This window comes from Halogranum roseipondis, from assembly GCF_059695585.1.
In genome coordinates, this window is the sequence record NZ_CM185235.1 from 2,833,128 (window position 1) to 2,846,575 (window position 13,448).

Here is a 13,448-nt window from a genome sequence, read left to right on the forward strand (position 1 = left end):
ACCGCTCGACAATGACCGACGCGTCCGTTCCCGAGGAGCGACAGGACGTCGCCCCCGCACTCCCCGCCGACAGCGACGAGGTCGACGCCGTCCGGCGCGCGCTCGTCGAGTGGTACGAAGACGACCACCGCGAGTTCCCGTGGCGACAGACGGAGGACGCCTACGAGATCCTCGTCTCCGAGGTGATGAGCCAGCAGACTCAGTTGGGTCGCGTCGTCGAGGCGTGGGAAGCGTTTCTCGACCGCTGGCCCACCGTCGACGACCTCGCAGCGGCCGACCGGAGCGACGTCGTCGCCTTCTGGACGAGTCACAGCCTCGGCTACAACAACCGGGCGAAGTATCTCCACGAGGCGGCACAGCAGGTCGTCGAGGAATACGGTGGAGCGTTCCCCCGGTGGCCCGACGAGTTGGAGGAACTGATGGGCGTCGGCCCGTACACCGCCAACGCCGTGGCCTCCTTCGCGTTCGACAACGGCGACGCCGTCGTCGACACGAACGTCAAGCGCGTGCTCCACCGCGCGTTCGACGTGCCGGACGACGACGCGGCGTTCGAGGACGTCGCGGGGTTCGTCATGCCCGACGGCGAGTCGCGCGTCTGGAACAACGCGATCATGGAACTCGGCGGGGTGGCCTGCGGGAAGACCCCCCGCTGCGACGAGGCGGGCTGTCCGTGGCGACGCTGGTGTCACGCCTACGAGACGGGTGACTTCACTGCCCCCGACGTGCCGACCCAGCCGAGCTTCGAGGGGTCCCGCCGGCAGTTCCGCGGGCGTGTCGTTCGAACGCTCGGCGAGTACGACGAACTCCCGCTGGACACGCTCGGCCCGCGAGTGCGCGTCGACTACGGCGGCGACCACGGCCGCGAGTGGTTGCGCGGACTGGTGGACGACCTCGCGGACGACGGGTTGGTCGAGGTGACGGAGCGCGACGACGAGACCGTCGTCCGACTGCGACAGTGACGCCTCTCGGCGTCCCGTCGACCAGGATGCGGCACCCGATTCGATCGGTTCGGCCTGGAAGAGCGTTAATTGAGAGCCGAACTTCGATCACACGTTCCGGAACTCGTATGGGACAGACCGACAGTTCGTGAACCATGACAGCGCGACCCTCGACCGTGGAAGTGATGGAGGTGCTGTTACGGCGGTCCTCGTTCGTCGAGGCGCTCTCCGAGGGTCGAAAGGACAAGCGGACGCTCCTCGAAGAGCTGTCGTGTTCCCGCTCGACCGTCGACCGGAGCGTCCGAGAGCTGGAGACGCTGGGCATCCTCGAGCACGCGGACGGCGGGTACCGTCTCACCTCCTTCGGAGAGCTGGCTCGGACGGCGTTCGTCGACTTCGAGGAGCGTCTCGACCTGTGGTTTCGGTTCGCCCCGTTCCTGCAGTGGCTCCCGCACGACGAGCTGGGACTGGACGTCGAGCTGCTCGCCGACGCCGACCTCTACCTGCCGGAACCGGGCGACCCGTGGGCGATGGTCAACCGACACGTGACGGTGGCGGCGCGGGCGAGCGAGATGCGGTTCGTGCTCCCGTTGACCGGGCTGCACGCCCACCAGGCGATCCGTGACCGCATCGTCGAAGCGGACGCCCAGGCGACGGTCGTCACCACGCCGGAGGTGGTCCGCACCTACCAGTCGGACGACGCCTACGCGCCGCTCACCGAGGAGATGGCCGAGACCGACCGGTACGCGCTGTACCAGTACGGCGACCCGATCCCGTGTTTCGTCGGTCTCCTCGACGGAACCGTCCAGATCGGTGTCGACGACGGCGGCGAACCGAAGGCGCTCGTCGAGGGAGAGCGCCCAGCGCTCCGCGAGTGGGCGGAAGCGACGATCGACGAGTACGAACGGACGGCGACGCCGATCGTCACCCCGACAGAGTCGGTCGAACACTGACCCGTGCCGTGTGTCCACGCCCGTCGGGAGACGGGGGACCGGCGGCACGCCTTTGTCGCTGCACCGAGAGTCACCAGTCATGTCAGACGTTCACGTCGTCGCACTCGGGGGGAGTCTCCGGGACGACAGCCACACGCGGCGCGCACTGACCCACGTCGTTCGCGGCGTCGAGGCGGCAGGTGGCACCGGCGAAGTCGTCGATCTCCGCGACTACGACCTCCCGGTGCTCGACGCCGACTACGACGAGCAGGGCGACAGCGCCGAGTTGACGGCGACGATCCGCGCGGCCGACGCGGTCGTCCTCGGAACGCCGATGTACCACGGGTCGTACTCGGGAGTGCTGAAGAACGCGCTCGACTACTGCGGGTTCGAGGAGTTCGAGGGGAAGACCGTCGGCCTCCTCGCCGTCTCGGGGGGGTCGTTCCCGGTGACGGCGCTGGAACATCTCCGGTCGGTCTGCCGCGCGCTCAACGCGTGGGTGATCCCCCATCAAGCGGCGATCCCCCGCGCCCACAGCGCGTTCGACGACGACGGGGCGTTCCGCGACGAGTCGACCGAGGAGCGCGTGCTCACGCTCGGTCGCCGAGCCGTCGGGTTCGCCAACATCGAACAGGACCCGGCGACGTTCGAGAGCGGACAGAACAAGGGTGCCGGCGACTGAGAGACGGGAGAAACGGTCACGGCGGTGGCCACGGCGCAGACTGTCCGGGAGAATGAGTACGCATTTGAGGCGTTGGGTGTCGTGTTGGCTTATGCACGCCATCACTCGGAGCGGCTGGATCGAGGTCATCACCGGTTCGATGTTCTCGGGGAAGACGGAGGAACTGCTCCGTCGACTGCGCCGCGCGGAGATCGCAGAGCAGGAGGTCGCCGTGTTCAAACCCGACGTCGACGACCGATACGGGGAGGCGACCATCGGGTCGCACAACGGCCGACAGTGGGAGGCGACCGTCGTCGACGCCGAGGGAGACGGGATCTGGGAGATCCACGACGAACTGAACGGCGAGAAGGTCGTCGCCGTCGACGAGGCGAACTTCTTCTCGCCGGAACTCGTCGACGTGTGTGAGGTGTTGGCCGCCGACGGGCGGCGCGTCATCGTCTCCGGCACCGACCAGACGTTCCGCGGTGAACCGTTCGAGCCGGTGCCACAGCTCGTCGCACTGGCCGAGTACGTCGACAAGCTGCGAGCCATCTGTACGATCTGCGGGGAGCCCGCCACGCGCAATCAGCGGCTCATCGACGGCGAACCCGCCCACGCCGACGACCCGACCATCCTCGTCGGCGCGGAGGAGTCCTACGAGGCCCGATGTCGGAACTGTCATACCCTCCGCACCGACTAGAGACGGACGTGACTACCTGGGTCGAGAACCCCCGTGGCGGCCGTGAGCGCGGACCGCGCGGCATCGTCCGCGCGTGGGCCGAGGTGTTGCTCCGTCCACGGCGGTTCTTCCGCAACGGCGTCGCTCCCGGCGACCAGGCTCCGGGGCTCGTCTTCGGCGTGCTCGTCGCGCTCTGTTACGTCGGTGGCCTCCTCTGGTTCACGCCTGAGCGCGTGCTCGGCACCGAGTTCGTCCCGCTGCTCGCCGACAGCACGGCGGCGACGAGTCTGCTGCTTCTCGTCGTCGTCACGCTGTTCGTCGCCCCGGCGACGATGCATCTGCTCGGCGCGCTCCAGACGGTGTTGCTCGTCGTCACCGTCAGCGAGCGAGCGGGCGTGAGCGAGACGGTCCAGACCGTCGCCTACGCGGCCGCCCCCTGCGTCCTCGCGGGCTACCCCTCGCCCGCGCTGCGACTCCTGTGTGCCGCGTACGGTGCCGTCCTGCTCGTCGTCGGCCTGAGCGTCGTCCACCGGACGACTCTCCTCCGCGCGACCGTCGCCGGCGCGGTCCCGGCGGCGGTGCTCTTCGGGTACGGCTTCGGTGGGGTGGCGGCGGCGACGACGCTGCTGCGAGCGGCCGGCGTGCTCTGAGCGGGTCGCGCAGCGGCAACGACACTCCAAGTGCGCAGAGGGAGTGGCGTCCCCCCGGACCGAATCGCACGACGGCGTGGTGACAGTTCGGTCGAGAGACGGGGAATCCGACCCCGATTCGCCGTCGAATCACCCCACGAGAACGACAGCAGACTTTCGACAACAGTTTTAGGCCGCGGTGTTTCTCTCTGCTCAAATGGGTACGTGTATTATCTGTGGTACGCCCGTGGACGGTCGAATCTGTGACAGCCACCAAGAAGACGTCGTGTTCCACTTCGAGGGAGACCATCCCAACCAGCTGGTCCCCCGCCGCTTCTACAGCGGGACGGTCGACGGCTACGCCGACTTCGGCGTGTTCGTCGACATCGCCCCCGGCGTCACCGGGTTGCTCCACCGGAGCGAACTCGACCGCCGACTGGAGAGCCTCGACTGGGAGCCGGGTGACACCGTCTTCGTCCAGGTGAAGAACGTCCGCGACAACGGCAACATCGACCTCGGCTGGTCGATCCGCCAGTCCGAACGCGAGTTCCGCGGCGTGCTGGTGCAGGACGCCGACGGCGAGCACGACGTCGACGGGGCGGAACCGACCGAACGCGAGCAGCAGTCCGAGGAGAGTCAGCAGACTGAATCCGAGCCCGAACCGGAACCCGAGCCCGAACCGGAACCCGAGCCCGAACCGGAACAGCAGTCCTCCGAGGAGGCCGAAGCCGCCGAATCTGCTGTAGCCAGCGGAGACGAGGCTCGCGGGGACTACGACGAGCCGGAACCGACCGGCGAGGCGGAGCGCGTCGAGATCGGCACGCTCTCGGACCGCGTCGGACAGGAGATCCGCATCGAGGGCGAGGTCGTCGGCGCGCGCCAAACCGGCGGACCGACCGTCTTCGAACTCCGCGACGAGACCGGCGTCGTCGACTGCGCCGCGTTCGTCGAGGCGGGCGTCCGCGCCTACCCCGACATCGACGTCGGCGACGTCGTCCGACTGGACGGCGAGGTCGAACTTCGCCGTAACGAGATTCAGGTCGAAACCGACGCGCTGGTCGCCCTCGAGGCCGACGAGGCCGAGGCGGTCCAGCGTCGACTCGCAGACGCGCTGACCGCCCGCGCTCGCCCCGAGGCCGTGATGCCGCTGGCCGCCCACGACTCGATCGAGGCGGTCTCCGAGCAACTGCTCGACGCCGCCGAGGCGCTCCGTCGCGCCATCCTCGAGTCGCGCCCCATCGTCGTCCGACACGCCGCCACCGCCGACGGCTACGTCGCCGGTGCGGCCGTCGAGCGTGCGGTCCTCCCGCTCATCCGCGAGGAGTACGCCAAGAGCGACGCCGAGTACCACTACTTCACCCGTCGCCCGCTCGACGACGCCGTCTACGGCATGGACGCCGCGACGAACGACGTCACGCGGATGCTGCAGGACCAGGACCGACACGACGAGAAGCTCCCGCTCGTGCTCCTGCTCGGGACTGGGAGTACCGTCGAATCCAGCGACGGGCTCGGCCTGCTAGGTATCTACGGCGCGAAGCGCGTCGTCGTCGACGCCGCCGTCGCCGACGAGGACGTCGAGGACGACACCGAGGTACTCGTCAACCCGGCCCGTGCGGAGGCCGACGCGTCGGACCTCTCGACGGGTGCGCTCTCGGCGAACCTCGCCGCGGCCATCAACGACGAGGTGCGCGACGATCTCGCACACCTCCCGGCGATCAGCTACTGGGAGGGCACACCGCAGGCGTACCTCGACCTCGCCGAGGAGGCGGGCTACGACGCAGACCGCGTGACTGCACTCCGCGAGGCAGTCGCACTCGAAGCCTACTACCAGTCGTATCAGGACAAGCGTGAACTCATCACCGACCTGCTGTTCGGCGACGAGGAGGGCCACGACGTCGGTCTCGCCGAGCACGTCGCAGAGCAGTTCCGCATCAAACTCGACGACGAGGTCGAGACGGCCGAGGCGAACCTCGAACGCCGCGACGAGGACGACGTCGACTTCGCCGTCATCGACACCGACGCGTTCACCCACCGCTTCGACTTCCCGCCGTCGACGCTGCTCGTCGAAGAACTCCACCGCCGCAACCGCAACGGCGAGACGTTCGTCACCCTCGGTCTCGGCATGGACGAACTCTACCTCCGCAGCAGCGAGGAGCTCGACGTGCGCGCGGTCGCCGAGCGCGCCCGTGAGAGCCTGCCGAACGCGGGCGTCACGGCGAACGGCGTCCGCGAGGGCCGCATCGAGTTCCTCTCCGGCGTCCGTACGGACGTGAAAGAGGCAGTCGTCGACGCCGTCGTCGAACAGCTGTAGCCGACGTTCGCTCGAACGACTCGGTAGCTGCCGTCGCCGCTCGCCGCTCTCTCGGCTCCTCTTCTCACCGAGCGGACGGTCCGTCACAAAAGATTAGCTCTAGGAACACGTCTCTCTACCCTATGAACCGCCGCCAAGTCCTCCTGAGCATCGCAACTACCGCCACCGTCGCCGTCGCAGGCTGTCTCGGTTCGGACCAGCCGTCGGACGAGACGACATCGAACACGAACGGCGACACCGGGGCGGGAGCTGGCTCCACCCCCTCCGAGTCGACGGGGACGGCAGCGACGGTCGCCGCCGACCAGACGCCAGCACTCCCGGACGCGCCGTTCGAGGGGATGCGCGCCGACCCGGCCGCGACCTACGCCGTCGGCAAGCAGGGTGGCACCGGGAAGGCGACGCCCGGCGCGCACGTCGTACAGGTGTGGAACGACGGCGACGACGCCCGCGAGGTGACGGTCGTCGTCACGGGCGAGAAGACGGGGACGCAGTTCGACGAGACCGTCGAGATCGCCGCCGGCGACCACCTGAACTTCGCGTTCGAGACGCCCGACGTCTACACCGTCGAGGTGAGCGGCGAGAGCTTCTCGTCGCAAGCGACGGTCGACCGCAACTGGAACGAGTGTTCGACGTCGATGTCGACGATCCGCGTCCACGAGAACGGCACCGAGACGCGCAACACGTCGCGGTCGCGGACGTGTCCGTGACGGGAAGCGGGTCGACGTCGAGGACGTCCAGATAGCGAGAACACGCAGGAAATACAGAAATCAACTATAGACGGCCGCGAGACGTCTGTACTCTCATGGGAGAGGAGACGAAGCGGCCAGGGACGGAGAGCGAGACTGCAGGCTCCGCGCAGGACGGCGACGCGAGCGTGTTCCGTTCGCGACTCGTCCAGGTCGTCCTCGCCAGCACGCTGCTCGCACCGCTCGGCGTCCCGCTCGTCAGCCCCGCGCTCCCGGTGGTCCGCGACGCGTTCGGCGTCACCGACGCCACGGCGAGTCTGCTCGTCAGCGCCTACTTCGTGGCCGGCATCGTGCTGTCGCCGTTCGTCGGCGCGCTCGCCGACCGCATCGGCCGGAAGCGCGTCCTGACCGGAAGTCTCGTCGCCTTCGGTCTCGTCGGCGGCGCGACCGCGTTCGCGCCGTCGTTCGCGGTCGTCCTCGCGCTACGGATGGTCCAGGGGGTCGCCGCGGCGGGCATCTTCGTCTCGACGGTGACGCTCCTCGGCGACGCCTTCGAGGGGAGCCAGCGAAACGGCGTCCTCGGCGTGAACACGGCCGTGCTGTCGACGGGCGCGGCGGCGTTCCCCGTGGTCGGCGGTGCGCTCGTCGCCTACGGCTGGAACACCCCGTTCTACGCGTACTTCCTGGCGGTGCCGGTCGGTCTCGTCGCCGCCGTCGTGCTCGACGAACCGGCCCGCGAAGAGGTACGCTCGCTGCCGGGCGTCGACTACCTCCGGAGCGCGCTGGGGGCGATCTCCGGGTCCGGCACCGCCCCGTTCTACGCGGCGACGTTCGCCACGGAGTTTCTCCTCTTCGGGGCCGTGTTCACGGCGCTGCCGTTCCTGTTGACCTCGCAGTACGCGCTGACGCCGCTCTCCGTCGGAGTCGTCATCACGGCTGCCGAGGCGGCGTCGATCGTCGCTTCGGTGGCGAACGGCCGACTCTCGCGGTCGTTCTCGAACGGACGACTCGTCGCGGCAGGCGTCGGTGCCTACGGGATCGGGTTGCTCGGCGCGTGGGCCGCGCCGTCGGCGCTGTTCGTCGGCGTGTCGATGCTCGCCGTCGGCTGCGGTATCGGGCTCGTGCTCCCCTCCGTGGACGCGGCGGTGAGCGACCGGATTCCGGCGTCGTTCCGGGCGGGGGCGCTCAGCCTCCGGAACAGCACGACGTTCCTCGGGCGAGCGTCCGGCCCGTTCGTCTTCGCTGGCCTCGCCCTCGTCGTCGGCTACCCGGCGCTGCTCTTCGCCAGCGGAACCGTTGCACTGGTCGGCGCACTCGTCGTCGGCGTCGTCGACCTCTCGCGGCGGGGACGGGCGACTGGCACCGGGCGCGAGAGTCCTCGGTAGCCGTCGCCGTCGCAGTCGCTGCCGTCGACCGGGTGCGAGAGCGACACCCTTAACCGCGAAACCGGCAGAAACACACGTAATGAGCCACGCCGTCGCTCTCGCAACCACCGTGGAGGTGACCCCGTCGTGAGCACCGACGCCGACGGTCAGGAGTCCGACGCCTTCCAACAGGCCTGCGAGGAACTCGCCCGCCGCATCGTCGAGGGCGAAGTCGACCGCGACGACTTAGAGAAAGAGAAGATCCAGGTCTGTTCGGAGTTCTCGTCGCCGAAGGTCCCCAAGAACGCCGAGATTCTCGAGCACGCACCCGACACGCACCGCGACGACGTGAAGGAGGTCACGCGGCGCAAACCCGTCCGGACGGCCTCGGGCGTCTCGCCGGTCGCCATCATGACCTCCCCGCACATGTGCCCCCACGGGAAGTGTCTCTACTGTCCCGGTGGCCCCGCCTCGGAGTTCTCCTCTTCCCAGTCGTACACGGGTCACGAGCCCGCCGCCGCCCGCGGCGTGCAGAACGACTACGACCCCTACGGACAAGTGACGCTTCGGCTGGAGCAGCTCCGGCACATCGGCCACCCCGTCGACAAGGTCGAACTCATCCTGATGGGCGGGACGATGACCGCCCGGAGCCACGACTACCAGGAGTGGTTCGTCAAGCGCGCGCTCGAAGCCCTCAACGACTACGACGTCGACAAGGAGCCCGAACCGGCGGAGGACCAGTCGTTCAAGCCCGACCCGCAGGACGTCGAGTTCGAGTATCTCGAAGACGTCGTCGCCGAGAACGAGACGGCCGACATCCGGAACATCGGCACGACGTTCGAGACGAAGCCCGACTGGTGTGACCCCGAGCAGATCGACCGGATGCTCGATCTGGGAGCGACGAAAGTCGAGGTGGGCGTCCAGACCACCTACGAACGCATCAACCGCGAGATGCACCGCGGCCACGGCAACCAGGCTTCCATCGACGCCAACAGACGGCTGCGAGACTCGGCGTTCAAGGTCGGCTTCCACATGATGCCCGGCCAGCCCGGGATGACGAAGGAGATGTGCGTCGAGGACTTCCGCCAGCTGTTCGAGAACGCCGACTGGCGGCCCGACTACCTCAAGATCTACCCGACGCTCGTCGTCCGCGACACGATCACCTACGACATGTGGCGGCGCGACGAGTACGACCCGCTGACCAACGAGGACGCCATCGAGGTCGTCTCGGAAGTGATGGGGATGATCCCGAAGTACACGCGCCTCCAGCGCGTCCAGCGCGACATCCCCGCCGACTTCATCGACGCCGGCGTCTGGAAGTCCAACCTCAGGCAACTCGCCGAACAGCGCGCCGAGGAGAAGGGAATCGAACTCCGAGACATCCGCTCGCGCGAAGTCGGGATGAACGAAGCAGACCCCGACCCCGAGAACGTCGAACTCGACGTGATGACCTACGAGTCCGGCGGCGGGGTGGAACAGTTCATCTCCTTCGAGGACACCGAGAAGGACCTGCTGGTCGGCTTCTGTCGCCTCCGGTTCCCCTCCTACTCGCACGCCGCACCCGGCCCGGTGCAGGAGGGCGACACCGTCCGCAGAGAGCTGAGAGACGCCGCACTCGTCCGCGAGCTCCACGTCTACGGCAGCGAGGCTGGCATCGGCACGGCCGACGGCGACTGGCAGCACAAGGGGTACGGGAAGAAGTTGCTGCGGAAGGCCGAGGAGCTCGCCGCAGACGCCGGCTTCGACAAGATCTCCGTCATCTCGGGGATCGGCGTCCGCCAGTACTACCGCGAGAAGTTGGACTACTACCAGGACGGGCCGTACGTCTCGAAGCGGCTGTGAAGAGAGGGTTCGAGACGGCCGACCTCGGTGACCTGCTCGCTCGCGGACGAACCGCCGAGGTGTACGCCCTCGGCGACGACCGGGTCGTGAAACTCTTCTTCGCGAATCGGCCGTCCGAGGACGTCGTCGCCGAAGCGACGAACGCACGCGCCGTAGCGGAGAGCAGCATTCCGACACCGGCGTTCTACGGAACGGTGGAACACGAGGGTCGAAGCGGACTCGTCTTCGAGCGAGTTCGCGGCCGTTCGCTCGCCGACGAACTCCGCTCGAAGCCGTGGCGTGTCCGGACGCTCGCCCGTCGGTTCGCCGCGCTCCAGACGACGACGTGCGACAGCCGTGTCGCCGACGTTCCGCCGGTAAAACGTCGACTCCGGGAGCGTATCGAACGGGGGCCGCTGGACGACGAGACGCGCGAGCGAGTCGTCGCGCATCTCGACGCGCTCCCCGAGGGCGACGCCCTCTGTCACGGCGATTTCCACCCCGAGAACGTGCTGTCGACGGACGACGGACTCGTCGTCATCGACTGGGCGGACGCGGCGTGCGGTCGTCCCGCCGCCGACGTCGCCCGAACGTCGCTGATACTGCGTCTCGCCGCCGAGACGAGAGGCGGGGGTGCGACGGGAGTCGCCCGGCAGGTACTCGTCGAGACGTTCCGGTGGCGGTACCGCTCGGAGCACCGTTCGCGAAGTGACGTCTCACCGTCGAGACTCGTCGCGTGGGAACTCCCCGTCGCCGCGGCACGACTGATCGAACGCGTCGACGGCGAGGCGACGTACCTGCGGTCGCGGATCGAGACGCTGCTCGAACGTGGGTTCGCGTGAAAGCCGGTTCGGAACGGGAGTAGCCGGGGATTCGGACGAAGGGCGAGAGAAGACCCGTGTCGACCGGGCAGGCAGACACGGGGGTTGCGTCGCGGGGTGACGAGGTGTGTCAGGCACGGACGGGGTCCCTCCGCACACCGTACCCGCAGGGTGACCTTCGAGTGCCTCGGCAGAATCGGTTGCGTGCTCGGGTACTGTCGTCGCACGACCGCCGGTGCACTCGTCGGCGACCCCCGACACGCGAGAACGGCGGGAGACGGACAACGACACGCCTTTTCGTCCACCGTCTGAAATCCGGGGTATGGAACCGAAGCAGGAGCTTTCGAGCATCGACCTCGCCGCCCTCGTCACCGAGTTGGGGCGTTACGAGGGGGCGAAGGTCGACAAGGCGTATCTCTACGGTGACGACCTCCTGCGGCTGAAGATGCGGGACTTCGACCGGGGCCGGGTCGACCTCTTCGTGGAGGTCGGCGACATCAAACGCGCCCACACCGTCGCCCCGGAGCACGTCCCGGACGCGCCGGGTCGACCGCCGAACTTCGCGATGATGCTCCGCAACCGTCTCAACGGGGCGGACTTCGCCGGGATCGAGCAGTACGAGTTCGACCGCATCCTCGTGTTCAAGTTCGAACGTGGCGACGAGGACACCGAGATCGTCGCCGAGCTGTTCGGCGAGGGGAACATCGCCGTCCTCGACGAGAACCGCGAGGTGGTGAGCAGTCTCGAGACCGTCCGACTGAAGTCGCGGACGGTCGCTCCCGGGTCGCAGTACGAGTTCCCGCAGTCGCGCATCAACCCGCTCGACGTCTCCTACGAGGCGCTGGAGCACAAGATGAACGAGTCGGACACCGACGTCGTGCGGACGCTGGCGACGCAACTGAATCTCGGCGGCCTCTACGCCGAAGAGCTCTGCACCCGCGCTGGCGTCGAGAAGACGCTGGACATCGCCGAGGTGGGCGAGGAGGAGTACCGGAAGCTGTACGACGCCATCGAACGACTCAAAGAGCCACTGCAGACCGGCGAGTTCGAGCCCCGCGTCTACGAGAAAGAGGACCGCGTCGTCGACGTGACGCCGTTCCCGCTGAAGGAGTACGAGGAGTTGGACGCCGTCGCCTTCGACTCGTTCAACGCCGCGCTCGACGACTACTTCTACCGACTGGACCTCAGCGACGACGCCGAGAAAGGTGGCGGCGACGACCGCCCGGAGTTCGAAGAGGAGATCGAGAAACAGAAGCGCATCATCCAGCAGCAGGAGGGTGCCATCGAGGGGTTCGACGAACAGGCAGCGGAGGAACGCCGGAAGGCAGAGCTCCTGTACGCCAACTACGAACTCGCCGACGAGGTGCTGTCGACCGTCCGGAGCGCCCGCGAGGAGAGCGTCCCGTGGAGCGACATCGCCGACACCCTCGCCGAGGGCGCAGAGCGGGGCATCCCCGCCGCCGAGGCCGTCGAAGACGTCGACGGATCGACCGGCACCGTCACGGTCACCATCGACGGCCAGCGCATCGAACTCGACGTGTCGATGGGCGTCGAGAAGAACGCCGACCGCATCTACACCGAGGCCAAGCGCGTCGAGGAGAAGAAGGAGGGCGCGCTCGAGGCCATCGAGAACACCCGCGAGAAGTTGGCGGCGCTCGAGAAGCGTCGCGAGGAGTGGGAGGCCGACGACGAGGAAGACGGTGACGGCGACGCCGACGAGACAGAGCGAGCCGACGTCGACTGGCTCTCGAAGCAGTCGATCCCGATCCGCCAGCAGGACATGTGGTACGACCGGTTCCGCTGGTTCGAGACCTCCGACGGCTTCCTCGTCATCGGCGGCCGCAACGCCGACCAGAACGAGGAGATCGTCAAGAAGTACCTCAACAAACACGACCTCTTCTTCCACACGCAGGCACACGGAGGGCCGGTGACGGTGCTGAAGGCGACCGGACCGTCGGAACCCGCCCGCGACGTCGACATTCCCGAGCGGAGTCGCGAGGAGGCCGCACAGTTCGCCGTCGCGTACTCCTCGATCTGGAAGGAGGGGCGGTTCGCCGACGACGCGTACATGGTGAGCGCCGACCAGGTGTCGAAGACGCCCGAGAGCGGCGAGTACGTCGAGAAGGGGTCGTTCGTGATCCGCGGCGACCGGACCTACTACGACGACGTCGCCGCGGAGGTGGCAGTCGGGATCCGCTGTGAACCCGACACCCGCGTCGTCGGGGGGCCGCCGTCGGCCATCGAACCCGACACGGCGACGAGCGTTCGGCTGCAACCCGGTCGCTACGCCCAGAACGACATGGCGAAGATGCTCTACCGGAAGTTTCGAGAACGGTTCGCCGACCAGTCGTTCGTCCGGAAGGTCGCCAGCGCGGACAAGATCCAGGAGTTCCTCCCGCCGGGCGGGAGCGACGTCGTCGACGGCGAGGGGAACTGAGAGGGATTGTCGGAGGAGTTCAGAGATCCCTCGTCGGGAACCGGTTCACATGAGCCGTGAGGCTAAACGGAGGGGTGCGGTTGGCGACGATAATCCCTACGAGCGTCGGACCGAGACGAGAGACCGACGGTCACCGCACTTCCTGTCGTCGGGTAGATAATTCTCGAGA

Annotated in this window: 11 protein-coding genes; all 11 read left to right on the plus strand. The window is 67.9% G+C overall.

Translation table 11 applies throughout. The annotated features are described in order from the left end of the window. Positions 1 to 11 precede the first annotated feature (11 nt). The 11 genes from EOHIBHHM_RS14900 to rqcH all read left to right on the plus strand — a co-directional run bounded on the left by EOHIBHHM_RS14900 (position 12) and on the right by rqcH (position 13,279). Positions 12 to 959, plus strand: coding sequence for an HhH-GPD family protein (locus EOHIBHHM_RS14900; RefSeq protein ID WP_497251920.1), 948 nt, complete (start codon positions 12 to 14; stop codon positions 957 to 959). Between the two features lie 134 nt (positions 960 to 1,093). After that, positions 1,094 to 1,891 carry a helix-turn-helix transcriptional regulator gene (locus EOHIBHHM_RS14905; RefSeq protein ID WP_497251922.1) on the plus strand — a complete coding sequence of 266 codons (798 nt, stop codon included), beginning with the start codon at positions 1,094 to 1,096 and terminating at the stop codon, positions 1,889 to 1,891. A gap of 79 nt (positions 1,892 to 1,970) precedes the next feature. Continuing rightward, positions 1,971 to 2,552 carry an NADPH-dependent FMN reductase gene (locus tag EOHIBHHM_RS14910; RefSeq protein WP_497251924.1) on the plus strand — a complete coding sequence of 194 codons (582 nt, stop codon included), beginning with the start codon at positions 1,971 to 1,973 and terminating at the stop codon, positions 2,550 to 2,552. A gap of 91 nt (positions 2,553 to 2,643) precedes the next feature. After that, positions 2,644 to 3,231 (plus strand): thymidine kinase, encoded by a 588-nt coding sequence (locus EOHIBHHM_RS14915; protein ID WP_497251926.1) that lies wholly within the window; start codon positions 2,644 to 2,646, stop codon positions 3,229 to 3,231. An 8-nt stretch (positions 3,232 to 3,239) separates the two neighbouring features. Then, positions 3,240 to 3,860, plus strand: coding sequence for a YIP1 family protein (locus tag EOHIBHHM_RS14920; RefSeq protein WP_497251928.1), 621 nt, complete (start codon positions 3,240 to 3,242; stop codon positions 3,858 to 3,860). 196 nt (positions 3,861 to 4,056) lie between these two features. Further along, a complete protein-coding gene (locus tag EOHIBHHM_RS14925; protein ID WP_497251930.1) occupies positions 4,057 to 6,150 on the plus strand; it encodes a DHH family phosphoesterase in 2,094 nt (697 codons plus the stop codon). Positions 6,151 to 6,272: 122 nt separating this feature from the next. Continuing rightward, positions 6,273 to 6,857 carry a hypothetical protein gene (locus EOHIBHHM_RS14930; protein ID WP_497251932.1) on the plus strand — a complete coding sequence of 195 codons (585 nt, stop codon included), beginning with the start codon at positions 6,273 to 6,275 and terminating at the stop codon, positions 6,855 to 6,857. 95 nt (positions 6,858 to 6,952) lie between these two features. Next, positions 6,953 to 8,221 (plus strand): MFS transporter, encoded by a 1,269-nt coding sequence (locus EOHIBHHM_RS14935; protein WP_497251934.1) that lies wholly within the window; start codon positions 6,953 to 6,955, stop codon positions 8,219 to 8,221. A gap of 126 nt (positions 8,222 to 8,347) precedes the next feature. Then, positions 8,348 to 10,042 (plus strand): tRNA uridine(34) 5-carboxymethylaminomethyl modification radical SAM/GNAT enzyme Elp3, encoded by a 1,695-nt coding sequence (locus EOHIBHHM_RS14940; RefSeq protein WP_497251936.1) that lies wholly within the window; start codon positions 8,348 to 8,350, stop codon positions 10,040 to 10,042. Then, the gene (locus EOHIBHHM_RS14945) at positions 10,039 to 10,863 is read left to right on the plus strand and encodes a phosphotransferase family protein (RefSeq protein WP_497251938.1); all 825 of its coding nucleotides are present in this window, start codon (positions 10,039 to 10,041) and stop codon (positions 10,861 to 10,863) included. Before EOHIBHHM_RS14940 ends, EOHIBHHM_RS14945 begins: the two co-directional genes overlap by 4 nt. Before the next feature lie 301 nt (positions 10,864 to 11,164). Continuing rightward, positions 11,165 to 13,279: a ribosome rescue protein RqcH gene (gene rqcH / locus EOHIBHHM_RS14950; protein WP_497251940.1), complete on the plus strand. Its 2,115-nt coding sequence runs from the start codon at positions 11,165 to 11,167 to the stop codon at positions 13,277 to 13,279. Positions 13,280 to 13,448 lie beyond the last annotated feature (169 nt).